Origin of the sequence: Rhizobium sp. CBN3 (assembly GCF_030518245.1) — a bacterium.
GTDB lineage: Bacteria > Pseudomonadota > Alphaproteobacteria > Rhizobiales > Rhizobiaceae > Rhizobium > Rhizobium aethiopicum_A.
Genome location: NZ_JAULSE010000008.1, coordinates 167307 through 193238 on the forward strand (window position 1 = coordinate 167307; position 25932 = coordinate 193238).

The window sequence follows — 25932 nt, forward strand, 5'->3', positions numbered from 1 at the left end:
CCGGCGCGACGAGATGGGAAGGCAGTCTTCAATGCTTGAGAGGTTTCCTCATCTCGACCCCAACTGCGCGCCAGGATTCGTTCACTTCATTCCCGTACCGGCAATGCCTGTGGTGATGTATTTCTGCAGGAACAGGAAGACGACGGTGACGGGCAACAGGCTGAGGAACGTCATCGCCAGGATGTAATGCCACTGCACCGAGAACTCCCCCTGGAAGGCGTTGAGACCGACCTGCAGGGTGAAGTTCTCGCGGCTGTTGAGGACGATGAGCGGCCAGAGGAAATCGTTCCAGCGCCAGAGCACGGAAAAGATCGCCAGCACAGCAAGCGCCGGCGCCGTCAGCGGCAGGATGATCCGCCAGAAGATGCAGAATTCGCTCGCCGCATCGACGCGCGCCGCCTCGATCAGCTCATCCGGTATGGTCAGCATATATTGCCGCAGCAGGAAAACGGCTGTCGGCGAGGCGACGGTCGGCAGGATGACACCCCAGAGATTGTCGGCGAGCCCGACCCCGACAATGACGAGATAGGCCGGGACCATGACGACGGCGAGCGGGATCATCAGAGTCGAGATGATGATGACGAACACAGTCGTGTCACCCCGAAATTTGTATTTCGACAGCGCAAAGGCAGCCATGGCGTTGACGATAAGCGTCAGCAGCGTCGCGGCCACCGTGACGAAAACCGAATTCTTCAGGAAGATCAGGAAGTTGAAGCGCGTCAGCGGATCGGTGTAGTTCTCGGTAGCAACGGTCAGATGCTGGACCGGCGTGATTCCCTTCACGTCGACACCGACCGGTTGCCCCGGATTTGCGGGGTCGACCATTTGCGCCTTGAGACCGATGCGCCTGATCATGGCCATTTCACGCTGCTGGCCGTCAACCGTTACGTTCCAAAGACTGAGCGGCTTGTCGAATCCGGGCACGGTCTGTTCCACGGCGGCCCGGGGAAGCAGCGACGGCGGAAAACGGGTGATCTCGGCCGCCGGTTTCAGCGAGGAGAGGCCTGCCCAGACGACGGGAATGAGCACGGCGAGCGTTCCGCCGACCAGCCAGACCCATGACAAGATATCGGTGATATCGATGCGTCCGGCCCCGCGTGTGCGTGAGAGAAAACTGATAGGGTTCATCTCAGGACTCCATTCGTTTGCCCAAGCGCAGCTGTATGAGGGTGAGAACCAGAAGCACCAGCCCCATGAGAACCGATGCGGCCGACGCAAGGCCGAAGAGGCGCAGATCGCTGCCGAAGGCCATCTGGTAGATATATTGAACGATGAAGCTGTTGGCCGTGCCTGGGCCGCCGCCATTGGTCAGAACCCAGGCTTCGTCAAAGATCTGCACCGACTTGATCATCAGAAGGATGAATACGACCAGCAGGTTCGGGGCAAGAAGTGGAAGCGTGATCCTGAACAGCGTGCGGCGCGGTGAAGCGGCATCGATGGACGCGGCCTCGTAGAGATCTTTCGGGATCGCCTGGAGGCCGGCGAGCAGGATCAGCGTGTAAAAGCCCATATGGAACCAGACCGACACGACCACCACGAAAAAGCGCGACCAGCCGACATCGAGCAGGAAAATCTCCGGCGGCACGCCGAGCATCTGAAAGAAGGCGTTCAGCAGGCCGTTGCGATCGAGGAACCACTTCCAGATCAGGCCGATGACGACGGGAGACAGCAGAACCGGATAGAAGAACATCGCCCGGAAGAAGCCACGCGCAAAGATCGCCCGGTTGAGGATCAGCGCCGTGATCAGCGCCACCAGCAATGTGGCGACGACGTTGAAGGCCACGAACCAAAGCGTGTTCCACACCGCCGTCCAGAACAGCGATTCCTGGCAGGTTCCGGGCTGGAGATAATTGCCGCAGGAAAGCAAGGTGCGGAAGTTGTCGAGACCGACGAACGGCCGGTCGGAGACGAAGAGATTGGTGCCGCCCGTGAAGGCGTAGCCGACCGCGATCGCGATGGGAAGGAAGGTGAAGATCGCGAACAGGATGAGGTTCGGCGCCAGGAACAGCCAGGGCATCCGCTTGCGGCCAAACAGACGCTCGATCGCATTCATCGGCGCCTCGACCACCCTCATCGCCGTTTCGCCTGTCTGAGACAGCAATGTACCGGCCGTGAGCTCTGCCATGTCAGCGCCTCCCCTGCCCGGACCGTCTGCCAAAGGCCAGGCCGCTTTCGGGATCGAACAGATGAACGCGGGCCGGATCGGCATCGATCATGATCCGGTCGCCCGAAACCGGCGCGAAATGGCCGGCTTCATGGATGATGATCGGATCGTCTTGCCCGGCGAGATTGCCATAGACATAGGTCTCGGTCCCGAGCCCTTCGTGATACTGCACGACGAATGGCAGCCCCCCCTCGCTGGAGCGGGTGAAATGCGCGGGCCGGATACCGGCAACAACGCCCTGCCCCACCGAAATGCCGACGGGATCGACATTGCTGACGATCGCGCCGCCATTGCCGACGTCGATGGCAATGCCGCTTTCCGTGATGGCTGCGACCTTGCCCTTGATAATGTTCATGCGCGGCGAACCGAGGAATCCGGCGACGAAGAGATTGCGCGGATGATCGAAGAGCTCCAGCGGTGCGCCGACCTGCTCGACCCGACCGGCGCGCAAAACGACGATCTTGTCGGCCATGGTCATCGCCTCGACCTGGTCGTGGGTGACGTAGATCATTGTCGTCTTGATGTCGCGATGGAGCTTGGTGATCTCGGCCCGGGTCTGGACACGTAGCGCCGCATCGAGGTTCGACAGCGGCTCGTCGAAGAGGAAGATATCGGGCTCGCGCACGATCGCCCGGCCGATCGCCACACGCTGACGCTGGCCGCCCGAAAGCTGCTTCGGACGCCGGTCGAGATAGGGTTCGATCGCCAGCATCCTCGCGGCTTCGGCGATGCGCGCTTCGATTTCGGCGCGCTTGAACTTCAGGTTTTCCAGGCCGAAGGCGAGGTTCTTGCGTACGCTCATATGCGGATAGAGCGCATAGGACTGGAAGACCATCGCGATTTTGCGCTCGGCCGGCGACAGCGCGCTGACGTCGCGTCCGCCGATCGCGATTGCGCCAGAGGTCACCTCCTCAAGGCCGGCGATGACGCGCAACAGGGTCGACTTGCCGCAGCCCGACGGACCGACGAAGACGACGAATTCGCCGTCCTTGATATCGAGTTCGACGTCATGCAGGATTTTGACGGCGCCATACGACTTGTTGACGGTGGAAAGTTTCAGTTCTGCCATGCCCCACTCCCATCAGGTGCCGCCGTTTCGAAGACGACGTCGTTTTCGTTCCAGCCTTGCGGCAATGGTGTCGGCCTCGTGATCCGCACCTCTTTCATCAAGATCCCGGCGACATCGGCCACGTAGACGGCCGGCATCCCCTGGGGGTAGTCCTGCAGGCCGATCACCCGGCCGTCCGAGCCTCGGGTCCAGGCATTGGCACGCCCGCCGCCACCGGCCTTCGGCGCGAGGTCGGCATTCGTCGGGCGCAGATCGTAGGTCCGCCCGGTGCCAAGCTGCCCCGGCTGCTGATCTACGGCGATACGGGCCAACGACACGTTCCGGATGCCTGACGGCGCGGCGGCAATGATGGTGATCGCCCCTTCCATACGGCCGGTCACATCTTCGACGATGAGATTTTCGACGGCGCCAGCGGGGCGTTCGGCGATACGGTCGACGACATTGACGGTCAGCGCCTCCCCGGAGCCCCAGAAACCATCCGGCGTTTCCCGACACTCTACCGAAATCCTGGAAAACCTCACATTCGAGATCCGGCCGCCGTCACGCGAGAATATGCCGAGCGCCCGGTTGGAGGACGAGACGCTGCAATCCTCGAACAGGACATTGGTGACGTCGCCATGTGTTTCCGTGCCGATCTTCAGCGCGCAGCTCAAGCTCTGAACGGCGCAGCGACGCACCAGAATGTTCTCACACCGGCCGATGGCCACACCTTCAGGACCGATGCTGGTTTTCAGGCATATGCCGTCGTCGGCCGTCGAGATAGTGCAGTCCTCGATGACGCCGCCGCGGCAGGCGTCGAGCACAATGCCATCGGTGTTGGGAAGGCGGCGGTCGTTTTCGATGGTGACGCTGCGGACCGCGACATCGGTGCAGTTGACGAAATGCAGCGTCCACATCGGCGAGCGGCTGATGGTGACGCAACTGATCTCGACCTCGTCGCAGCCTTCGAAGACGACGACACGGGGACGGAATTCGGCCGGAATGAAAGTTCCCACCGTCTCGTCGTCTCCTATGATGAAACTTTCGCATCCTGCTTCGATGCGCCCCTCCCCCGTCAGGCTGATGCGCCGCGCATCCCGCGCGACGATCATGCCGCGATCCGATTTCTCGGCGATCACCGAAACCGTCGTATGCGCGTAGGCGGCATAGTCTGGAACGGGACGTAGCACCGCGCCGGCGGCAAGGTGCAAATCGACGCCGGAACGCAGCCGGAGCCCCCGGCAGTTGTGGATACCCGCCAGGAGCTCCAGCCGTCCGCCGCCCAAAGCCGAAAGGCCGTCGATCGCCGCTTGCAGACGGTCGGTATTGTCGCCGTCGAGCGGCTCAATCGCGACGAGGGAGGTGGCGCTCATTGGCGACGGCCGCCTTCGATCAGGACTTCGGTCAGCAGCAGCATGGTCAGCGCCTGGCCGTAAGGCGTCGGCAGGTTCGGGATGCGCCGGTAGAAATCGAGGTCATGGCCCATCGGCGTGCCATCGGAAACGCCGTGGACGACGCCTTCGTCGTCGATCTGCGCCATCACGGCCTTGAGCGCGCGCTCCGCATAAACCCTGTCGCTCTCGTCGAGAATCCCGCCATCGATGGCGCGCAACATGCCGTAGGCGATGCCAGCCGTTGCCGAGGTTTCGAGCGGCGAGGACGGATCGTCCAGCAGCGTCGTGAACATGCCGTCCGGCCGCTGGTATGCCTTCAGGGAGCGCACCTGGCTGACGAGGACGTTCGACAGGAAACGCCGGTCCTTCTCGCCGAGCGTCGGGACGAGATCGAAGAGCTCGGGGATGGCAACCGTGATCCAGGCATTGCCGCGCGCCCAGAAGGCATTGGCGAAGTTGTGCCGGCCGTTGAACGTCCAGCCGTGATACCAGAGACCGCTGACCGGATCGGAGAGATAGCGGGCGTGGAGCGCGAACTGATAGACGGCCTCGTCGATCCAGTCTTTGCGCTCGCAGAGCACCCCGGCCTGTGCAAGGAACAGGCAGGCCATGAACAGCGTGTCGTCCCACAATTCGCCGTCGTTGAGGCGCTCCTTCACGACGTGCTGGAAGCCGCCCTCCTCGGTCTTCGGCAGTTCCTTGATCAGCCAGTCGGCCCAGTCTTCGACGAGGGCGCGAAAATCCGGGCGGTCGACATGCTGAACCAGGATTGCGAGCGGCAGCATCGGCGCCGTGCTGTTGATCTGGCGCGGCGGAATACCGCGTTCGATCTGGGCGCTGTACCAGGCGACGAGCTCCTGCAGCGCCTTCTGGTCGTTGGCGGAAATCGCGCGCCGCAAGAATCCGTAAAGGCCGACGCCGACTTCCCAGTCCCATTCATCGAACTGGATGCCGGAGGCGGCATTGTCCGTCACGAGACCTTCCTTGATGCCCCTGAGCCGGCTGAACGCCGTCGCCACGCGATCGATCGTCGTCAGGAGTACGGCGTTGTCGACAGATGCTTTGTTCATGCTGGAGACCTATGTTTTAGCAGTAGAACGGCCCGTCGGCACCGGGTTGGCAAGCGGCGCTGTCGTGGGTGAGGATCGGGTGCGGCTGATCATGCGTGAACGGCCGGGGTTTACCGGCAATCGAAAGACCATCGGCGTAAGAAAGAGCGATCGCCGGACCGACCGGCGGCGTCAGGGAAAGACGCCGAAGGGTAGGATCGAAGGACACCACCGTCTGGCACAGGCGTTCGATAAAGGCTTTGAAAGCATCGTCATTGCCGGATGCTACGATGGCCGCCCAGCCGCAGAGCGATCCATGCGAGCGCGCCTCGCGGCCGGCGGTCGGGCCGTCCGTGATCAGCTCCAGGCCGTTCGAGGTCCAGAGAGCGGCAAACCCCCGGCCCGAGCGGGCGATCAGCCATTTGTCTTCGACGATCAGATCGTCGAGCCCGTCGCGGCCGATATAGGCGTGTGTCCAGGCATGCCGTGCATCACCTGTGTCCTCGATCAAAAGGGCAACGTCGCGATGCTGGGCGACACGCGGCAGGATGCCGTTGCCGGCCCAATAGGACGGCCGTTGATTGCCCCACGGATCATCTTCGCCAGGATGATTGACCCAGAGCCTCGCCATCGGATGGCCGGCGAGCCGGATATCGAGAACGTGCTGCTGATGCCCCTTCCGGCCAGTCTTGTGATCGACCACGGTCGAAAGCTGCGCGGCCTCGTTCTTGAAAAGCACGAGCTTTCCGCTCTCCAGGCCCTGGCGGTAGCGCGCCTCGACGCTTCGTCCCCGCGAAAGCGAAGCAAGCTCGGCGAGATCGGCCGGCGGTTCATAATCGCCGGCGCAGAACATGGTCAGCGCCGCCACGCCATTGTTGAGCCAGCCCGTGCCGAAGGCGACCTGGGCGAAGGGCGCAAGCTCGGTCAGCGGACCGGCGCGCAGTTCCTTGTCGTAGGCGCGCCCCTGCGACCCGGCCGGAACGCCGGCAAGCGTATGAAGGGCGATCATGCGGAAGATGAGATCGATCTGGCCGCGGGCGCGATCGGCGATCCCGCTCTCCGCCCAGCGTTCCAGCGCCAGCAGGCCGATGAAATCGATCGGGTAATAGGCGGCCGAGTTCCACTCGGCCAGGCCATGCGCTTCGACGCTGTCGAACCAGCGCCCGAGGCGCTCCACGGCGAGTTCCGCCTGCTGCCGTCCCGTCCGCCCCGAGGCCGAGAACAGCTCGTCGGGGAGGAGAAGTCCGGCCAAAAGCTGGCTGGTATGGAAGCACAGCACATGGTTCTCGCTCCAGAACCACATCGCGTCATTGCCCGGCTCGTCGACCCAATATCGGTAGGAGAGAACGGAATGGCGGATGCGCTCGACCGTGGCCTTCGGCATACGGTCGCCATAGGCGCCGAGCAGCCACAAGAGCGGCACCATGATGAAATCCGAGCAATCCTCGCGCTGATCGATGGAGGCGAGCGTCGCATCGACGATGCGGTCGAAGCTTTCCCGGTCGTCGTAGCCGGTTTCCATCATCGCGATCAGGCGGCCGGCGCGGTTGGCGCCGAAGCGGGCGCTGTATTCCAGCGCCTGCCGCTTGCGGGCGGCAAGCGATGCCTCTGCCGGCAGTGGCGAAATGCTGCCCATGAAGGCGGCGTCGATAATGCGGGTGACCGAGCCCGGCCCGGAGCCGATCGTCATGTGGATGCCGTGATAACCGTCGGCAATGTCGCAGACATCGTCGGCCGTCAGCCGGTTCCGGCCGGCATGTAGGGTCAGTTTTGCATGAGCGAGAATTGGTCGCTCATGCCCATGGCCGACCACTTTGAGCTCCACCGGCAGGTCGCGCTCCGGCGCCGTATCGAAGATGATCTCCAGCGGCTCTCTGACGAAGACGTCGCGCGCTGGGCGCACGCCGCGCGAAAGCGCTTCCAGCTCCCGCACCTCATCCTGATCGAGCGATACCGGCAGCAGCACGCAGAGCGGCTCCTCGTCCAGCATTTCGAGTTCGAAGAACCAGGTCGTGTCGCGCTCGGCAAGATCCTCGGTATGGACGAGAATCTCGTTGTCGCCTGCTTCGAGCGGCAAACTAATCTCGGTTGCGCTCTCGACATTGCGCTTGAAGGGCTCGAAGCGAACCGCCTCCCGGCAGTTGACCCATATGCGAACGCCGCCGCAAGTCTTGAGCGCGAGGTTGAGCGTACGCGGGGCTTCCGTTCTGAAGGTGCCCTTCAGCCATCGCCTGACATGCGTCGGCACATGCCAGAAGCTGGTAAACTCGACGCGGCGGTTCGAACCCGGAAGATAGAGGCTTTCGCTCGTCCAGGCTTTATCGGGGATGATCTCGCGCCCGACCATGGTCGACCAGAAGGCCTTGCGGCAGGGCAGGTCGCCGACGTCGACGAAGCCGTTGATGAAACGATAGTTGACGCGGTCTTCGGCAGGCGCCGGCTCGCCGGGAAAATAGCTGGCAATGAGGCCGGAAACCGCCCACGCGGTGATCGTCTGGCCCTCGGCCACGCTGTAGGCGGGCGCCATGCCGTCCAGTTGCTTGATGCATTCCGCGTTCACAGACTGCCTCCTCCGCAATCGCATGAAAATATTTTCATAAGGTTATCTGACGAGCGCTATTTTCGAAAATTGCTCAAAAACATCGCTATTGCCTCAGGAAATAGCTTGACGAGACGAATGTCAAGTATATGAAATTGGCCCATCGATGGCCAAGGCCGCGATTGATGAAAATGTTTTCATGGGAGGATGAAAATGAAAACCTATCTCTCAGGGGCTTTCGCACTGGCGCTCGCGACCGCTTCTTTCGCATGGTCGAGCGCGGCCATGGCGGAAACCCAGACGATCACCTTTCTCTTCACCGATGACGATCAGGCTTATGTCGAGCGGATGGAAGCGCTCAGCAAGGAGTTCGAAAGTGCCCATCCCGACATCAAGGTGAATTTCGTTTCGTCGGGCTATGACGCCGTCGCCAAGCAACTGCCGGTGCAGTTGGCCATCGGCGAAGGCCCTGACGTCGCCAAGATCACCGACTGGCAGCTGGCGCCGTATTACCTCGACATGCGCCCGCTGATGAAGGATCCGGACGGCTTCGCCAAGCTGCACGGCGACAGCCTGAACACGCTTCGCTTCCCCGGCGTCAACGATCCGAACTCGATCAACGGCTATGTCGCCTCGCAGACCTTCAACCTGCCCTTCGTCAACAAGACGCTCTTCGAACAGGCGAACGAACCGCTTCCGAAGCCGACCGCCACGCTGAAGGAAATCGTCGAAGCCTCTGCGCGCGTCGCCAAGGCGACCGGTGCCCAGATCCCCTTCACGATGGACCGCTCGGGCCACCGCTTCTCGGGTGCTGCCTTCTCCTACGGTTCGAACTACGTCAAGGACGGCAAGTTCTCGTTCCCCGACGATGCCGCCAAGCGCTACATCACCGATCTCTACAACTGGACGAAGGACGGCTCTTTCCCGAAGGAAATGTGGGGTGCTGCCGGCGGAACCCAGTACAAGAACATGGGTGACGAATTCGTCAACGGCAATGTCGTGACCTATCTGGCCGGCAACTGGATGGTCAATCCGTTCCAGAAGAAGATCGGCGACGGCTTCGAGTGGACGGCAATCAGCGCGCCTTGCGGCGATGCCGGCTGCTATGCAATGCCCGGCGGCACGGCAATCGTCGGCTTCAAGCGCACCAAGTATCCGCAGGCCGTCGCCTCGTTCATCGAGTTCCTCGGCTCTGAAAAGGTCCAGCGTGAAATCGCCGAAAATTACGTCATCCTGACCGGCGCCGACATCAAGGATCCGCAGTACAAGCTCGACAGCAAGAACGCCAAGGAAGCCATGGCCGTCTTCCTCGCGGCCCGCGACAGCGCGCCGCAGGCCGCGCGCGACCTGGAACGCCTCAAGGGATCGGGCGCCATCTATCAGCTGATCGTCCAGCGGATGAGCCAGTTGATCGTCGGCGAGCTTTCTCTCGAAGACACTTTCAAGGCGATGAGCGCAGACGTCGACAAGATCAACGTGACGCTCGCCGCCAACAAGTAAACGGCCGCGCCTGTCTCCCACAGATTGCGCGCCGCATCAGCCACGACCTCGCAACGGGCCGTGGCTGATCGTTTTTGTCCGTGCTTCGGCTGATCCTTTCGGCTGACCGGTTCATCGTGGGAGAGTTCGGACTGTCCCCGGCGGGCATCGCGCCGGACCGACGTTACCGTGTAGTGGAGCAACGTCCAGAGTATTGCCGCCCGATCAAGTATATTGAGGCAGTCTTACACATTCGGCGGAGAAGTCGCCGTGACACGCGCCGCGGGAGAGGCTATAGGCGTCGTAGTCAGTTCAAAACGCCGGCAATCCCGGTCACGTCAGCCGTCGATCCGTCTACCATCTAGAGGTGCATTCCCATGCCGATCGGTTCCGAGCATCCGCTGCGCAGGGAGTTGCATGACGAGTTGCATGCGCGGCCGTCGCTTTACTTCGATGGCGACACCGATGTCTGGCATGTCGCCATCGTCGGCGACAACGGCTCGCCTCCGCTGCCGGTTTCCTTGCCGGGATTGGAGGACGTCTCGACCACTCTCGGAGGCAACCACGGCATCGGCCGCTTCGGGGACGGCCGGCTGAAATGGGAGGCGCATACCGAGTTCCTCACCCTCACCTTCGTCACACCCGCAGCCTCCGCGCCCGGCAGTCATCCGCCCGAGGCTTTCAGGGCCTGCTGCGACAGGATCAACGGTAAAGTGATCGCTGCCGTCCGGGTGCTGGTGCGCGACGAGAAGGACGGGCTTGCTCTCGAAAAACCCATGCTCGACTACGTCGCCTCCAAGGTCGGCGGCGGCGATGCCGAAGTACATTCGAATTTCCGCCTCAGCGACAGCGGTTTCGTCGAATTCCTGTTCTTCAACCGCAACCTCAACGCCTATCGTACCGGCCGCATGGTCCGGCGCGTCCTCGAAATCGAGACATACAGGATGATGGCGATGCTGGCGATGCCGATGGCGCGCGAGACGATCTCCCAGCTCTCGGCCTTCGACCGGCGCCTCGATCTCCTGATCACGCACATGCAAAGCGCCGTAAAAGTCGACAAGGCGCTGCTTTCCGAAGTGACAAGGCTCTCTTCCGACGTCCTCAACTTCTCTGCGCTAGCGCGCCACCGCTTCGGGGCGACGAAAGCCTATGCCGAGATCGTCGCCAGCCGGGTCTCGGAGCTGCGCGAGGAACGCGTCGAGCAGCGCCAGCGGATCGGCACCTTCATCGGACGGCGCTTCCAGCCGGCCGTGCGTTCCGTCCATGCCGCAGAGCGCCGCCTCGATGAGCTCGCCGAACGGGTCAGTCTCGCCGGCGATCTGCTTAGAACCACCGTGCAGGTTCAGCTCGAGGATCAGAACGCTTCGCTGCTGACCTCGATGGAAGAGAGGGCGCGCATCCAGGTGCATATTCAGCAGGCGGTCGAAGGCTTCTCCGTCATCGCCATCACCTATTACACCGTCGGCCTCGCCAAGATCTGCCTCGAAAGCATTTCCGAACTGGGCGTCGATCCGCATATGGCCAAGCTCGCGGTGCTCGCAGCCATCCCTTTGGTGCTCTTCGCCGTCTGGACCGCCGTTCGCCACGTTCGCCGGAGCATCACCGGCGCACCGCACAGCCCGATACCCGGAAGCCACTGACGCCGCCTCGGGCACACAGCCTGCCGCAGACCGACCTTAGGCCTCTTCACCAACCTCTTCGCTTCCTTCCAACTTGTGAAGAAGCGTTTTCATGACGCGGTGCGTCGTCTCGATCTCCAAGACCTCGAGGCCGGCAGCGAGACCACTCGCCCAGGGAGCCTGGAGGCGCATTGCCGCCTTCTGGGTGTCTCGTCCCTTTTCCGTCAGCACGACGAGCTGCGCCCGCCGGTGATGGGGGTTGGCCGCAAAGGCGACGAGCCCCTCCTTCTCCAGATCGTTGACGATGCGCTGCACGTTCTGGCGGTTGGCTCCCATGTCGCGCGCAAGCCAGGCGACTGGCTGCGGACGTTCCGAGGCTGCGATTGTCCCGAGAACATGCCAGCGCGCACTCGTCAGCCCCAGGCCCGCCACCAGCCTGTCTCCTGAGGTCAGCATTCGGTTGTTCAGCCTGAACAGGTCGAGGACGAGATTGGTCAACGCAGATCCTGCTGCACTACGCTCGGAATCGATCATTTGTCACCATGCAGTTAAATTGACATTATAATGTCAATATCCTATGTCTCCTTCATGTCGAATTGACACCATAGAACCATATAGAACGGAGCAAGTCATGCCACATATTCGTCCGCTGGATCCTACCTTCCCGATCGACCGTCAAATCGAGCTCGAAGCCTCCCCGGTCGTGCTCATCAATCTTTTCACGCTCGACTTGGCAGACGAGCCGAAATTCCTTGAGGTCTGGCAGGACGACGCGGCCTTCATGAAACGTCAGCCCGGCTTCATCTCCACCCAGCTGCATCGCGCGATCGGCGAAAAACCGACCTATCTCAATTACGCCGTCTGGGAATCCAACGCGCATTTCCGGGCAGCCTTTGTCCATCCGGAATTCAGGGCGAAGACCTCGGCCTATCCTTCTTCGGCTATCGCCTCGCCGCATCTCTTCCAGAAGGTCGCCGTAGCGGGTATTTGCGTGGCTTAGAGCCCAGCGCGTCCCTCCGGACGCAGGACATGTCGACGACTTGAAAAATGGTTGGCGGAGCCCTTTTTAGTCTACGACTATTTTCTGTGCGGACCGAAGCTTCGAGTTTCTATAAAGATGTGCCCTTCCCGCCGGGCTTACCTCGGCGGGAAGGGCTAAGTGCCTGCATCGGCGGAGGCTCAAGAGGCCATGGCGTAGTGACGCTGTTCCGGAGCGCGTCGGCTGCCTGTCTTAAAGCGGCGCAGCAGTTCGGCAAGGCTTTCTGTCTCGTGCGTCAGGCTCTGGGCGGCGGCCGTGGTTTCTTCGACCATCGCCGCGTTCTGCTGCGTCACCTTGTCCATCTGGTCGCCGGCGGCCGAGACTTCGCGCAGGCTCGTCGCCTGCTCGCGGGCGGCGACGGCGATTTCAGCGACAGTCGCATTCATCGCGGAGACCTGCTCGACGATCTGCTCCAACGAGAGACCGGATTCGCCGACCAGCTCCACGCCCGTCTTGACCTGGGCCGAGGAGGTGGAGATCAGTTCCTTGATCTCCCTGGCCGCATTGGCCGAGCGTTGGGCAAGCTCGCGGACTTCCTGCGCGACGACGGCAAACCCCTTGCCGGCTTCACCGGCGCGGGCCGCTTCGACGCCGGCATTCAGCGCCAGGAGGTTGGTCTGGAAGGCGATTTCGTCAATGACGCTGATGATGTTGCCGATCTTCGACGACGAGTTCTGGATTTCCGTCATTGCGGCGATGGCGCGGGAGACGATCTCGCCGCCCTTTTCAGCATTAGTGCGGGCCGTCGCCACGACAGCCTGGGCGCGGCTTGCGCCCTCGGCCGTTCCGTTGACGCCGCGGGTGACGTCGCCAAGGGCCGCGACGGTTTCTTCCAGCGAAGCGGCCTGCTGCTCGGTACGGCGGGCAAGATCGTTCGAGGCGGTGGAGATTTCCGCAAGGCCGGAGCGGATTGTCGTGACCGCACGGATGACCAAGTCGACCGCTTCTTCAAGGCTCGCGACCGAGCTGTTGAAGTGATCACGGATTCGGACATAGCGATGGTCGACTTCGCCGACGCGGACCGAGAGATCGCCCTTCGAGAGCGCATCCAGACCAAGTGAAATCTGTCGGAAGGCATGTTCCATCACCTGTGCATCGCTGAGACGCTCGGCTTCCTGGCGCAGCCGCTCTTCTTCGGCCGCCAGACGCGCCCGCTCGGCATTGGCTTCGGCGATCAGCTTGGCGCGGCCGGTCTCCTGGAACACCTTCAGCGAACGCGCCATGGCGCCGAGTTCGTGCCGGTACTCGACGCCCGTGATCACGATGGCATCGTCGCCGCGGGCGAGCTGTTCCATGGATTGCGCCATGCCCCGGACAGCCGAGGAAATCAGCCGGCCGACGAAATAGGAGAGCACGAGGCCGATGACGATCAGCAGGCCGCTGATGACGAGCGTCGTGCTGGTCGCCGAGGCAACCGTTGCTTCGACCGAGCCATCAAGGTTCTTCTGCGCGCCGGTCACCGTCGCCTGCAGATCCTTGAATTCGCCTGCGATCTTCGGCGCCAGCACATTGAGCTGCGTCTGGCGAATGTCGCCGGATGCCTGCAGCACGTCCTTCATGTCGCCGAGGCGCGCGGTGTAATTCTGCATGAGCTGGCCGGCGCCCATCAGGCGCTTCTTCTGCAGCTCGTTCTTGGCGGCCTTGGCGGCAGCATCGTTGAGCGCGACAGCCTCGGCCAGTGCTGCTTGCGCCGTATCGTAGGCGGCAAAATCGTCGGAATGGACGAAACGTTCGGAGAAATAGAGGCTCCGGTTCAGTGCCTCCAACGTCGCCGCCGTCATGTGCAGCAGGGCGACGTCGTTCTGGCGCCAGGCGCTGCGCACGACGTCGCTGAGCGCGATGCTGGTCCAGGGCCCGAATTCGGTGACTTTTGAGATCAGTATGTCACGCCGGACCTGCAGCGAGACGATCTGCTCGAAGGCCTTGCCGTAAGCGGCGATGTCCTGGCGGATCGTCGCAAGGCCGGACTGGAGATCCTTGTTATCGGCGAAACGCGGGTCGTCGGCCTCGAACGCCTTCACGCCGGCACGGAAACTGTCGACGACCGCCTGCGTCGGCGTGGAGCGGAAGGCTTCAGCCGACATCTGGATCTGGTGCAGCTGGTCGCTGTAATCCGAGATGGCGAGGCTCTGCCCCGCGGTGGCGCGGTAGGAGGCGAAAATGGAGGCGAGGCCGTTCATCCCCGAGATCGCGCTGACGGTCAGCAGGCTCATCAGCAGGATCAACGGCACGAAGCCGGACGTGATCTGCGCGCGAATGCCGAATTTATTCCAGAAATGCAACATCATAGGCCTCTTATGCTCACTGGCTCTTCGGCAGGTATTTGGAGATGTTCTCAGGTGTGACGAGTTCGAAGGGAACGTTGTTTTCGCGCGGCACCTTCTCCTTGTTGACGAGCTTCACGGCGGCGTCGACCGCCGCAGCACCCTGCCCGACAGCGCTCTGGAGAATGGTGACATCGAGATCGCCGGCCACCATCGAGGCAAGAGCATCGTCGGTCGCGTCGACGCCGGCGACGACGACATCCTTCATCGGCATGCCGGCCTTCTTCATGGCGCGGATCGCGCCGAGCGCCATCTCGTCATTGTTGGCGATAACGGCGTCGAACTTGACGCCGGCCGCAAGCCACTCCTGCAGCTGCTGGTCGGCATAATCGCGCGACCAGTAGGCGGCCTGCCGCTCGACGATCTCCAGGCCCTTGCAGTCGGGCGTGGCGATGACATCCGAGATATCCTGCGTGCGGGCGCGGGCGGCGGCGTGGAAAGGCTCGCCCATCAGCACGACGACGCGGCCCTTGCCCTTGAGCAGCGCGCAAACCTGCTTCGTCTCCAGCGTACCGGATTCCTTTTCGTTGGAGGCGACCACGACCTGATTTTCGGGAAGATCAAGCAGGTTGGAAGGAACGTTGTTGATGTAAACCAGCGGAATGCCGGCATCCGCCGCCATCTTGGTCATCTGCGGCCCGAGATCGCCATCGGAAACCGCCAGGATGATCGCGTCGACCTTGTCGGCGATGAGCTTCTGAACCTGCTTCTTCTGAAGCTCGTTGTCGCCCTTGGCGTTCTCGGTAACCAGCTTGAGGCCGGAGACCGTCTCCCCGTGGGCGACGACGCCATTGAGAAGCGCCGTCCTGAATTTGTCGAGATCGGACATCGAAACGCCGATCGTCTGAGCATTGGCGACAGAGACCGACATCGCCAAGGCGATGGATGCAAGCGTGGCCGTTTTCATGAATTCCCCTGCGCAATTCGGATAGAACCGCGTTATTTCAAATTTTGGTTAAATTTTACTTTTCGCGCCGGAGTTAGAACTATCGGCGGGGGACATGATCTTGCCGTGGCGGCAGCCCCTTCTTCGGCTCCGGTCGCCTGGACTTGAGACGCGCCGCGGCAAACTTGACACCAATACCTCAAGCCTTTGTTCTATTGACGTTATCTTCCGCCGAAGCCGGAGCCGACGCTGATGCCCTTGTAGATCACCCTCTGCAGCACGATGGCGAGGATGACCCCCGGCACCATGGAGATGGTGGCGCCCGCCATGATGTAGTTCCAGGCGGTGCCCTGCTGCGTCTGAAACAGGGTGAGCCCGAGCGGCAGCGTGGCCTTTTCGAGCCCACTGGTGGCGATCAGCGGCCACAGAAAGCTTTTCCACTGCGCGATGAAAGTAAAGAGCGACAGCAGGCCGATCGCCGGCATGGCGAGCGGAACGATGACCCTGACCAGGATGCGCAGGCGCGAGGCCCCGTCCATCATCGCCGCTTCGTCGAGGTCATTGGGAATGCCGAGGATGAACTGCCGCAGCAGGAAAGTGCCGAAGGAAGAGAAGGCGACCGGCAGGATCATGCCGTGATAGGTGTTGATCCAGCCGAGCTTGCTGACCAGAAGGAAGAGCGGGATGACCAACATCACCTGCGGAATCATCAGCGTGCTGAGATAGGTGAGCAGCAGTCCCTCACGGCCGGGGAACCGCAGCCTGGCGAAAGCATAGGCCGAAAGGCAGGAGACCACGATGACGATCGCGGTCACACCGCACGCGACGACGAAGGAGTTCAGCAGGAAGGTGCCGAAGGGCAGCGACACCAGCGCCTCGACGAAATTGCCCCACTGGTATTCCTCGGGCAGGATACGGACCGGCACAGCCAGCACTTCGGTGTTAGAGCGAACCGCATTCGACACCATCCAGAAGAAGGGAAAGAGGAAGAGCAGCGCGATCAGCGACAGTCCGGCGTAGCTGACGAAGGTGCCGATCCGCCGCAGGATGCGATGCCGGTTCCGGGACTGGGAATGCGGATGCCGTGAGGCCGCGTCAGTCGTCATAATGCACCCATTTGCGCTGCATGTGGAACTGCAGGATGGTGAGCGCCATGATCATGACGAACATCACCCAGGCGAGCGCCGACGCGTAACCCATCTGGAAATTGGTGAAGCCCTTCTGGTAGATGGCGAAGCCGAGGGTGGCCGTCGCCGAGCCAGGGCCGCCACGCGTCATGGCGAAGATCTCGTCGAAGACCTGCAGCGAGGTAATGGCCGTCATGACGGTAGCGAAGAAGACCGTCGGTGAGATGAGCGGCAGGCGGATGCGCCAGAAGCGCCTCCATGGACCAGCGCCGTCGATCATCGCCGCTTCGAGATAGTGCTTCGGCACCAGGTCGAGCGCGGCGTTGAACATCACGACGTTGTAGCCGACATTGGCCCAAAGCGTGACGAGCACGACCGCCTGCATGGCCCAGCTCGAACTCAGCAGGAAGTTCGGCAGACCGAGGCCGAGCGAACGGATGACGCTGTCGGCGAGCCCGTCGGGGGTGAAGATCAGCAGCCACACCACGGAGGCTGCGATCGTCGGAGTAAAGGTCGGCAGGAAGAAGATCACCCGAAAGATCGCCTTGCCACGCTTGAGGCTCGATATCCAGACCGCGAGCGTCAGCGAAACGATGATATTCACAGCCAGATACTCGACGGCGAAGAACAGTGTATTGCGCAATATGGTGTAGAATGAGGGATCGACGGTGAAGAGCTTGATGTAATTCTGAAAACCGACGAAGGATGGCGTCGAGATCAGCTGCCAGTTGGTGAAGGAGAGCGCCAGCGACGCAATGATCGGCAGGGCCATGAAGATCATGAAGCCGAGGAAACTCGGCAGCAGGAACAGCATGGCCGTCTGCGTTTCCGGCTTCAGGAGGCGCCTGGGCTGACCGGGCTGCAAGGCAATTTCGGCAACGGCGCTTTCCGACATCTCTTCCTCCATGCGCGGCAGCTCCTGCCGCCGCGCTATAAAGCGACACGCTCTATTGCTGCGCGAGGCTCTGGATGGACTCCATCGTCTGCTTGGCGTCGGCGCTGCCGCCGAAGGCCGGCGGGAAATACTGGTTGAAGAGATTTTCCACCGCCGCCCAGTTGTTCGTGATGACATAGGGCACCGAATGCGCCAGCGAATAATCGAGTGCCTCGCCGCCATTGGTGATGTTCTTGGCCGCCACCTTGTACCAGGAGGCTTGCGAAGCCGTGCGCGCCGGCAGCGCCCGGCCCTGTTCGGCGAGATATTGCAGCGCCTCAGGGCTGGTCAGCACCTGGATAGCCTTCCACGCCGCGTCCTTGTTCTTGCTCGTCGTGGCGATGCCGAAACCGGAGCCCGCCGTGACGGCGGTAAGCTCTCCGTCTGCGCGCGGCAGGGTGGTGGAACCAACTTTGAACTTGACCTTGTCCTTCATGCCGATGATCGACCACGGACCGTCGACATACATGGCGACATTGCCCGAATAGAAGCGGCCTTGGATGACCGTGCCGGCATCGGCGCTCGACGGCACCAGCGGCGCGATCTTGTCCTTGGCGGCAAAGCCGATCACCCTCTCGGCAGCGGCAATGGCGCTCGGATTGGTAAGATCGAGCTCGCCGGCATCGTTGACATATTTGTCGCCCCAGGCCGAGGCCAGGACCGAATAGTTCTGCGGGGTGATGCCGAAGCCGTATTGGCCGTCCTTCGTCAGTTTCTTGGCGGCAGCGGTAAACTCGGCGAGCGTCCAGCCCGGCTTCGGCAAAGGAATACCGGCAGCTTGGAGCACGTCCTGGTTATAGTAGATGACCCACGGACCGACGTCATAGGGCAGGCCGTAGAGCTGCTTGTCGACGGACATGCCGCCGATGATCGAGGGGGTGAAGGCCCCGATGTCGAACTTGTCAGCCGCGATCCGGTCGTTCAGCGGTTCGAGCAGCGAATAGAAATTCGGCATGCGCAACGACTGCATCGAAACGATGTCGGCGAGTTGGCCCGACGCCGCCAGCACCGGCAGCCGCGTCCAGTAGTCGACCCAGCCCGTCGTCGTCAGCGTCACCTTGATATCGGGATATTTGGCGGTCACCATGTCGGCCAGGTGCTGCCAACCTTTGGTGTCGGCGTCGGATCCGCTCCACATCTGCCAGGTCAGATTGACCTGCTCGGCCGAGGCGGATGTGGCAAAGAGGCTGCCGCCGATTGCGGCAAGCAAAAGCGTTTTCTTCAGAACCTTCATGGGTTTCTCCTCCCTCCATGACGCAGTGAACACGCGATTGCGACCGAGTTCACGCCTTAAGGACGATCTCGATCACCGGGACGGTGACGTCAGGTCGCCGGACCGGCAGTTCGAGCGTGATCATGCCTTCCGGCACCATCACGCCGATATTGGAGTCCACATCCGTCGTGTGGCTGAGCCAGCGCACTTCGCTGGCGTCGTGCAGGAACTGCGCATAGGCGATCCTGTCGGCGAGGCCTTCGATATGGATGTGGCGGTAGGGCCAGTTGTAGACATGCAGGTAGAGGCGGTTGCCGCGCTGGGTGTAGCGGCAGCCGGCCGGCACCGGAAATGCGGACGGACCGGCGCCGTAGATCGAACGTGCATTGACCGCCATCCAGTTCCGGTAGACTTCAAGCGCGTCGATGGCGCGCGCATCAAACGTGCCGCGGCCGGTCGGACCGACATTCATCAGCAAATTGCCGCCGAGCGCGACGGAATCGATGAGCAGCTGAATGATCTGTTCCGGGCTCTTCCAACTATCCTCGTCGCGATGATAACCCCAGGAACCGCTGAAGGTGTGGCAGGCTTCCCAGAGCACCCCCTGGCTCGCAAGCGCCGGCGCCACGCGCGGCGTATATTGCTCCGGCGTCGTGATATCGGGCAGTTTGCCCGGCGGCAGATCGAGACGGTTGTTGACGATGATTTCGGGCTGCAGCTCGCGCACCAGCTCCAGCAGCCGTTCGCTCTCCCAATCGGCACGCCCCTTGCCAGGCAGGCCGCGATACTCGCGGCCTGCATAGCTGAAATCGAACCAGATGATGTCGATGCGGCCGAAGCCGGTCAGAAGCTCGCGCACCTGTTCGCGCATATAGGCTGCGTATTTGGCGATGTTGCGGCCGGCATTCAGCGCCTCGGCTTGCGGATGGTTACGCAGGGGGTGGTGGACATCGATCGGGAAATCGGGATGGTGCCAGTCGAGCAGCGAATAATAGAAGCCGATCTTCAACCCCTCCGCGCGGAAGGCCTCGACCAGCGGCGTCAGCAGGTCCCGACCGCAGGGTGTGTTTGGCGCCTTGTAGTCGGTGAGCTTGCTGTCCCAAAGGCAGAAGCCCTCGTGATGCTTGGTCGTCACCACGACATATTTCATGCCGGCAAGACGCGCGCGGCGCGCCCACTCCTTCGGATCGTAAAGATCGGGATCGAAATTGTCGAAATAGCGCTGGTAGTGATCGTCGCTCAGCTCTTCGCGGTTCTTCAACCACTCATGCCGCGCTCCGAGCGCATAGAGGCCCCAATGGATGAACATGCCGAGGCGATCGTGGCTGAACCAGGCGTTTTTGCCCGCTCCTCCCGGTGCCGGATTTTCCAGCAAGCGTTCCGAACTCGTCACAGGTTTCTCCTCCCTGTTTTCCGGTTTGACATCATATCGAACCGGTTCGGTGAGCGAACATCCTCCTTGAGCCAGCCTCTGTCAAGCCGAAATTCACAGATCGCAAACCCCGAACTAGCCGGCTCAGAAGTAGCCATTTCGCTAGGTTCTGTTGCAACGACGAATAAAATCTGACAAAAGAAAGCTTTAGAACCGGTTCGATAGACATGACGACCATACGAGATGTTGCGCGCTTGGCGGGAGTTTCGATCTCGACCGTCTCGCTCGCGCTCAACAGCCCGAAGCGGGTCGGCGCCGAGACGCTCGACCGCATCCAGCAGGCGATACAATCGACCGGCTACCGCATCGACCCAGTGGCCCAGACCCTGGCGCGCGGGCGCAGTTCGCTGATTGGCTTCGTCTCCGCCAATCTCGGCAACATGTTCTTCGGCGACATCCGCCGCGAGATCGAGCATCAGGCGCTCGACCATGGCTATTTCGTGCTGATCGCCGACTCTTCCGGCAGGGCCGATCTCGAACGCGCTTTACTGGAGCGGCTGCAGGCGCAGAAGATCGCCGGCATCGCCTTAGCGGCAAACGGGCGCGGCGAGGAATACGCAACCTTCCTGCGCGACTTCAAGACGCCGATCGTCATGTTCGACCAGAAGGTAGAGGGCGCCGAGCGCGATTTCGTCGGCTCCGACAATCCGCTGACGACGACGATCCTGACCGAGCACCTGCTGCAGCTCGGCCACCGGCGCATCGCCTTCATCTCAGGCCCGAGCGGCCTGCACACCGCCGACGAGCGCCTGAAGGGCTTCATGGACACGATGGCCGGAGCCGGCGCCGACGTCGATCCGTCCCTGGTAGTCGAAGGCGGCTACACCCGGAGCGGCGGCCACACGCAGGCGATGCGCCTGCTCACCCGCCGCGACCGCCCGACCGCCATCATCGGCGCCAACAACATGATGGGCCTGGCAACCCTGCAGGTGATGCAGGAGATGGGCTTCCGCTGTCCCGACGACGTCTCGCTGGCGATGGTCGACGATGTGCCCTGGAGCAACGTCATCACGCCGCGCATCACCATGGTCGTGCAGGATGCGCAGAAGCTCGGTGAACTGGCTGCCCAGCGCCTGCTGGCCAGAATCGCAACCCCCGAGGCCGCCGCCGAGCCACCGCAGGATTTTATCCTGACGCCGAGATTCGTACGTGGGGAGTCGACAAGGCGGCTGTGAGGCGCTTGCCTAAGCTTCCTCACAAGGCAAGGGAAGAGGCCGATCGTCATCGAGGCTATCAGCCCATGCTCGCATCAACCCGTGGTCGACAGTCCTCCGCTCGTCCACATCAACCAGGCCTTCGAGAGGCAAACTGCGACGCTTTTCCTGCGCAAGCGGCAGCGGAACATGTTCAGCCTGGATTCTGGTTTCCATCGAAGCTCTCTTATCGACCATCGCAATCATAGCGAATAACGCAGATCATATGCAAACGGGGCCATCCTACCGCCAAAAACGGCGAGCGCGCATAATCGCACATCCATTGAAAGATCCCAAGATTTGTCATACATGTGTGATGAATCGTAAATTGTGGGATGCCGCTGGTTCGAACGGCGTTCTGATCGAAGCCGATCCGGGGGTCGAGGCATGACTATGCAGGGGAAGGATCGCAGCAGAGGTTCGGGGTCGCTGGTCGCACAGGTCGGCGAAAGCCTCCGGCAGGCCATCCTCAGCGGCCAGTACGCTGCCGGCGATAAGCTCCCGAGCGAGCACGAACTGACGGAAACGCACAGCGTCAGCCGGACCGTGGTGCGCGAGGCCGTGGCCGCGCTTCGTTCCGACGGGCTGGTCGAGGTGCGGCAGGGCGCGGGCATATTTGTGATTAGCCCCGAACCCGCGCTGTCGGGCCGGAAAGTCGACAAGGCCCGCGTCGCCTCCGATCTGGAAGTGCTGGAAATCCGCACCCCTGTTGAAATTGAGGCAGCGGGACTTGCCGCGCTCCGCCGTTCGCCGGCGCAGGAGGAATCGATCTTCGAATGCCATAGGAAAATCCTCCGGTGCATTGAAAGTGACCAATCGATCCGCGAGGCGGACCTCGAACTCCATGTCGCAATCGCCGAGGCGACGAACAATCCGCTGTTCAAGCATTTCCTGGAATCTCAAGGCATGACGATCATCCCGCAATCGAGGGTCGTTCCTGAATCGCGGACAGCCGAGCAAACCGCCTATCGCAAACTGATCCACAGGGAACACGAAGCGATCATCGTCGCGATCTCCGACAGGGATGACCAAGCCGCCCGCAACGCCATGCGCGACCATCTCGTCGGCAGCCAGGCGAGATACCGAAACCTGCTGAAGGATCTGCGAAGCTTTTCGAGCTGAAGCGATTAACAAGCTCCGCGAATGCGGCGAGCTTTCAGAGATCATCAAACCAATCCACGATCCGAACGCACCTATCGGGATCGGCGTCCTGGTCGATTTGCGCAAATTCGCCTTATTGTAAAGGTTCAGAACAACACGCATCAGGGTGATGCGATCAGCCATTTGCGCGCCTGCCGCTGAAAGCTAGTTGAAAGCTTTGACGTCTTAGGAAGGGGCAGCATCGTGGAGGAGATACGGTCAAAGTGGCCGGACGACGATGCAGGCAAATCAGGAGGAGATCTCATGCGTTCTTCACGCAGCCTTTTTCATACCGTCGCTTTTTCCGCGCTTCTCGCCGCAGCCACATTCACGTCAGGCGCTGCCCATGCCGCCGACAAGATCACCATCATGGTCGGCGGCTATGAGAAGCAGATCTATCTGCCCGCCAAGCTCGCCGAGTCCCTGGGCTACTTCAAGGACGAAGGTCTCGATGTCGAACTGCTGAACGAAGCCGCCGGCGTCGATGCCGAAAACCAGCTGCTGGCCGGCGCAGTGCAGGGTGTCGTCGGCTTCTATGACCACTGTGTGGACCTGCAGGCCAAGGGCAAGTTCGTCGAATCCATCGTCCAGTTCAGCCAGGCGCCGGGCGAGGTCGAGATGGTTTCGAGCAAACATCCCGAGATCAAGTCGCCGGCCGATTTCAAGGGCAAGAGCCTCGGCGTCACCGGTCTCGGCTCCTCCACCAACTTCCTCACCCTCTTCATGGCCTCCAAGGCCGACCTCAAGCCCGGCGACGTCGTCACCATTCCGGTCGGCGCCGGCGGCACGTTCATCGCCGCGATGCAGCAGGATCAGATCCAGGCCGGCATGACGACGGAGCCGACCATCTCGCGCCTGATCAAGACAGGCGAAGCGAGCGTTCTCGTCGACATGCGCACGGTCGAAGCGACCCGAAAGGCGCTTGGCGGCACCTATCCGGCCGCCTCGCTCTACATGGAAACTTCCTGGGTCGAGGAACATAAGGACGAGGCACAGAAGCTCGCCAACGCCTTCGTCAAGACGCTGAAATACATCAATACGCATTCCGCCGCCGAGATCGCCGACAAGATGCCGAAGGACTTCTACGTCGGCGACAAGGATGGCTACGTCAAGGCTCTCGACGAGGGCAAAGGCATGTTCACGCCCGATGGCGTGATGCCGGAAGACGGCCCGAAGACCGTGCTTGCCGTGCTCTCGGAGTTCTCCAAGAACGTCAAGGGCAAGCAGATAGACCTTTCCAAGACCTACACGACCGAGTTCGTCAAGAACGTTAAGTAACGCGTCGCACCGCTTCCGGCCGCAACCGGAAGCGGGCCACCGATTGGTTCATGGGCATCGCGTGCACGCGCCCAAAGCACGCCTCAGGTATCATCATGCAACATGACAAGAACCAAATCCCGGCGATCGAACTGATCAACGTCAGCCGGCGTTTCGTCTCGCCGACCGGAAAGTCGCTGACTGCGCTGCGCGATTTCAACATGACGGTCGCCCGCGGCGAGTTCGTCGCCGTCGTCGGCCCCACCGGCTGCGGCAAGTCGACGACGCTCAACCTCGTGACGGGCCTCGCACGCCCGAGCGCCGGCGAAGTCCGCCTGATGGGCGGCCCGATCACGGGCATCGACCCGCGTGTCGGCTTCGCCTTCCAGACCGACGCGCTCTTCCCGTGGAAGAACGTGATCGACAATGTCATGGCCGGCCCGCTGTTTCGCGGCAAATCGCGTGCCGAGGCGGAACAGAGCGCCCGCGACTGGCTGGCGCGCGTCGGCCTGTCGAAGTTTCTGCACCATTATCCCCATCAGCTTTCCGGCGGCATGCGCAAGCGTGTCTCGCTGGCACAGACCTTCATCAACGAACCTGAAATCCTGCTGATGGACGAGCCCTTTTCGGCGCTCGACGTACAGACCCGCACGGTCATGCACGAAGAGCTGCTGAAGCTCTGGGCAGAGCGCAAGGCCTCGGTAGTGTTCGTCACTCACGATCTCGAAGAGGCCGTGGCGCTTGCCGACAAGGTCTATGTGCTCACTGCCGGCCCGGCGACGGTGAAATCGGTCTATCCGATCGAGCTTCCCCGCCCGCGCGTGGTGTCGGAGATCCGCTACGAACAGAGCTTCATCGACTACTGCAAGACGATCTGGGAAGACCTGCGTGAAGAGGTCGAGACCAGCTACCGCCGCGCAAGCGAAGCGGCCTGACGGAGGATATTATGGCACACATCACATTCGAGGCCGGTTCGGCCACCCTGTTTCGCCCGGGCACATCAGATGCCGAGATCGAAGCTTCCGCGCTGAAGGCAATACGCCGGCGCAACACGCTGGTGCGCTTCTGGCAGATCGCCATCCTGGTCTTCGTGATCGGCATGTGGGAGCTCTCCTCCAACATGAACTGGATCGACCCATTCTTCTATTCGAGCCCGAGCGGCGTCGTTGAGAGGCTTTACGAATGGGCGACCGAAGGCACCACGGAAGGGTCGCTCTGGTATAATCTCTGGGTGACGATGGAGGAGGCGCTGATCGGCTTCTTCGCGGGCTCGATCACCGGCGTCTTCGTCGGCATAGGCCTCGGCCGCAACCGCTTCCTGTCGGATATCTTCTCCGTCTACATCAAGGCGATCAACTCGATCCCCCGCGTCGTCCTTGCCCCGATTTTCATCATGATCATGGGTCTCGGCCTGCCGTCCAAGGTGGCGCTCGCCTTCATCATGGTATTCTTCGTCGTCTTCGCCAACGCCTTTCAGGGTGTGCGCGAAGCCGACCGCAACATGATCGCCAATGCCCGCATTCTCGGCGCTTCCGACTGGCAGGTGACGCGCACGGTGGTCATACCCTCGGCAATGAGCTGGATCTTCGCCAGCCTTCACGTCTCCTTCGGCTTTGCTATCATCGGCGCGATCGTCGGCGAATTCGTCGGCGCCCGCTTCGGCATCGGCCAGCTGATCTCGATCGCGAAGGGCACCTTCGATGCGGCCGGCATGTTCGCGGCCATCCTCCTCGTCATGGTCGTCACGCTTGTTGCCGAATACATCATGACGCTGATCGAAAACCGCCTGGCGAAATGGCGTCCGCAGCAGCACCTCGACATGCAATAAATCCGCCTCCTCCCAAGGCAGATCGAAGCGAAGGCCGGGCGCCATGCCCGGCCTTCGTTTATTGACTTCAGCCGGCGCTTGCCCCTCATCCGGCTGCCGCCACCTTCTCCCCGCGCGCGGGGAGAAGGTGATGTACCGCGGCCTCTCCGTTCCCCTCTCACGTCGCGTAAGCCACGTCCCCTCGCCCCGTTTACGGGGGTCCGAAGGACGGGTCGAGACCAGTGGCTCGACCCCCGCAAGGGTTAGGGTGAGGGGCAAGCTATCTCA

General features: G+C 61.8%; 22 protein-coding genes. 8 read left to right on the forward strand and 14 right to left on the reverse strand.

Going from position 1 to position 25932, the window contains the following annotated elements:
• Nucleotides 1–81: 81 nt before the first annotated feature.
• From QWJ46_RS14645 to QWJ46_RS14670, 6 genes are read right to left on the reverse strand one after another with little or no spacing between them, the layout of a single operon-like run.
• Nucleotides 82–1128 carry a carbohydrate ABC transporter permease gene (locus QWJ46_RS14645; protein WP_302751800.1) on the reverse strand — a complete coding sequence of 349 codons (1047 nt, stop codon included), beginning with the start codon at nucleotides 1126–1128 and terminating at the stop codon, nucleotides 82–84.
• A 1-nt stretch (nucleotide 1129) separates the two neighbouring features.
• Nucleotides 1130–2125 (reverse strand): carbohydrate ABC transporter permease, encoded by a 996-nt coding sequence (locus QWJ46_RS14650; RefSeq protein WP_184456310.1) that lies wholly within the window; start codon nucleotides 2123–2125, stop codon nucleotides 1130–1132.
• A 1-nt stretch (nucleotide 2126) separates the two neighbouring features.
• Nucleotides 2127–3233 (reverse strand): ABC transporter ATP-binding protein, encoded by a 1107-nt coding sequence (locus QWJ46_RS14655; protein ID WP_184456308.1) that lies wholly within the window; start codon nucleotides 3231–3233, stop codon nucleotides 2127–2129.
• Complete coding sequence (locus QWJ46_RS14660; RefSeq protein WP_302751802.1) at nucleotides 3221–4585, reverse strand: glycoside hydrolase family 28 protein; 1365 nt, start codon at nucleotides 4583–4585, stop codon at nucleotides 3221–3223. Before QWJ46_RS14660 ends, QWJ46_RS14655 begins: the two co-directional genes overlap by 13 nt.
• Nucleotides 4582–5676: a glycoside hydrolase family 105 protein gene (locus QWJ46_RS14665; protein WP_302751803.1), complete on the reverse strand. Its 1095-nt coding sequence runs from the start codon at nucleotides 5674–5676 to the stop codon at nucleotides 4582–4584. Before QWJ46_RS14665 ends, QWJ46_RS14660 begins: the two co-directional genes overlap by 4 nt.
• 16 nt (nucleotides 5677–5692) lie before the next feature.
• Nucleotides 5693–8215: a hypothetical protein gene (locus QWJ46_RS14670; protein WP_302751804.1), complete on the reverse strand. Its 2523-nt coding sequence runs from the start codon at nucleotides 8213–8215 to the stop codon at nucleotides 5693–5695.
• A 192-nt stretch (nucleotides 8216–8407) separates the two neighbouring features.
• Here QWJ46_RS14670 and QWJ46_RS14675 point away from each other — a divergent pair, with 192 nt between their 5' ends.
• Entirely contained in the window at nucleotides 8408–9694 is a 1287-nt protein-coding gene (locus QWJ46_RS14675) for an ABC transporter substrate-binding protein (protein ID WP_302751805.1), read from the forward strand.
• A gap of 356 nt (nucleotides 9695–10050) precedes the next feature.
• Nucleotides 10051–11313, forward strand: a complete 1263-nt coding sequence (locus QWJ46_RS14680) for a DUF3422 domain-containing protein (protein ID WP_302751806.1) — start codon at nucleotides 10051–10053, stop codon at nucleotides 11311–11313.
• 36 nt (nucleotides 11314–11349) lie between these two features.
• Here the strand turns inward: QWJ46_RS14680 and QWJ46_RS14685 are convergent, their stop codons facing one another.
• The gene (locus tag QWJ46_RS14685) at nucleotides 11350–11826 is read right to left on the reverse strand and encodes a MarR family winged helix-turn-helix transcriptional regulator (protein WP_302751807.1); all 477 of its coding nucleotides are present in this window, start codon (nucleotides 11824–11826) and stop codon (nucleotides 11350–11352) included.
• Nucleotides 11827–11923: 97 nt separating this feature from the next.
• On the opposite strand from QWJ46_RS14685, the gene QWJ46_RS14690 reads away from it, so the two are divergent.
• Complete coding sequence (locus QWJ46_RS14690) at nucleotides 11924–12292, forward strand: antibiotic biosynthesis monooxygenase (protein ID WP_302751809.1); 369 nt, start codon at nucleotides 11924–11926, stop codon at nucleotides 12290–12292.
• A gap of 179 nt (nucleotides 12293–12471) precedes the next feature.
• On the opposite strand, the gene QWJ46_RS14695 is transcribed toward QWJ46_RS14690, so the two are convergent.
• From QWJ46_RS14695 to QWJ46_RS14720, 6 genes are all read right to left on the reverse strand, one after another.
• Complete coding sequence (locus tag QWJ46_RS14695) at nucleotides 12472–14616, reverse strand: methyl-accepting chemotaxis protein (protein WP_302751871.1); 2145 nt, start codon at nucleotides 14614–14616, stop codon at nucleotides 12472–12474.
• A gap of 16 nt (nucleotides 14617–14632) precedes the next feature.
• Complete coding sequence (locus QWJ46_RS14700) at nucleotides 14633–15562, reverse strand: substrate-binding domain-containing protein (RefSeq protein WP_302751811.1); 930 nt, start codon at nucleotides 15560–15562, stop codon at nucleotides 14633–14635.
• A 200-nt stretch (nucleotides 15563–15762) separates the two neighbouring features.
• Nucleotides 15763–16647: a carbohydrate ABC transporter permease gene (locus QWJ46_RS14705; RefSeq protein WP_184456290.1), complete on the reverse strand. Its 885-nt coding sequence runs from the start codon at nucleotides 16645–16647 to the stop codon at nucleotides 15763–15765.
• Entirely contained in the window at nucleotides 16637–17563 is a 927-nt protein-coding gene (locus QWJ46_RS14710; RefSeq protein WP_184456602.1) for a carbohydrate ABC transporter permease, read from the reverse strand. The genes QWJ46_RS14705 and QWJ46_RS14710 overlap by 11 nt, the downstream gene beginning before the upstream one ends.
• Nucleotides 17564–17615: 52 nt before the next feature.
• On the reverse strand, nucleotides 17616–18836 hold the full coding sequence (locus QWJ46_RS14715; RefSeq protein WP_184456288.1) for a sugar ABC transporter substrate-binding protein: 1221 nt from the start codon (nucleotides 18834–18836) through the stop codon (nucleotides 17616–17618).
• A 49-nt stretch (nucleotides 18837–18885) separates the two neighbouring features.
• Nucleotides 18886–20208, reverse strand: a complete 1323-nt coding sequence (locus tag QWJ46_RS14720; protein WP_302751814.1) for an alpha-L-fucosidase — start codon at nucleotides 20206–20208, stop codon at nucleotides 18886–18888.
• A gap of 206 nt (nucleotides 20209–20414) precedes the next feature.
• On the opposite strand from QWJ46_RS14720, the gene QWJ46_RS14725 reads away from it, so the two are divergent.
• Entirely contained in the window at nucleotides 20415–21422 is a 1008-nt protein-coding gene (locus QWJ46_RS14725; RefSeq protein WP_302751816.1) for a LacI family DNA-binding transcriptional regulator, read from the forward strand.
• Nucleotides 21423–21431: 9 nt separating this feature from the next.
• On the opposite strand, the gene QWJ46_RS14730 is transcribed toward QWJ46_RS14725, so the two are convergent.
• Nucleotides 21432–21617 carry a hypothetical protein gene (locus tag QWJ46_RS14730; protein WP_302751818.1) on the reverse strand — a complete coding sequence of 62 codons (186 nt, stop codon included), beginning with the start codon at nucleotides 21615–21617 and terminating at the stop codon, nucleotides 21432–21434.
• Nucleotides 21618–21833: 216 nt separating this feature from the next.
• Here QWJ46_RS14730 and QWJ46_RS14735 point away from each other — a divergent pair, with 216 nt between their 5' ends.
• The 4 genes from QWJ46_RS14735 (at nucleotide 21834) to QWJ46_RS14750 (ending at nucleotide 25665) form a co-directional block, all read left to right on the forward strand.
• Nucleotides 21834–22562, forward strand: coding sequence for a FadR/GntR family transcriptional regulator (locus tag QWJ46_RS14735; RefSeq protein WP_302751872.1), 729 nt, complete (start codon nucleotides 21834–21836; stop codon nucleotides 22560–22562).
• Nucleotides 22563–22844: 282 nt separating this feature from the next.
• Entirely contained in the window at nucleotides 22845–23858 is a 1014-nt protein-coding gene (locus tag QWJ46_RS14740) for an ABC transporter substrate-binding protein (protein WP_064807981.1), read from the forward strand.
• Nucleotides 23859–23953: 95 nt separating this feature from the next.
• On the forward strand, nucleotides 23954–24772 hold the full coding sequence (locus QWJ46_RS14745) for an ABC transporter ATP-binding protein (protein WP_302751820.1): 819 nt from the start codon (nucleotides 23954–23956) through the stop codon (nucleotides 24770–24772).
• 11 nt (nucleotides 24773–24783) lie between these two features.
• Nucleotides 24784–25665 carry an ABC transporter permease gene (locus tag QWJ46_RS14750; RefSeq protein WP_302751822.1) on the forward strand — a complete coding sequence of 294 codons (882 nt, stop codon included), beginning with the start codon at nucleotides 24784–24786 and terminating at the stop codon, nucleotides 25663–25665.
• Nucleotides 25666–25932: the final 267 nt, after the last annotated feature.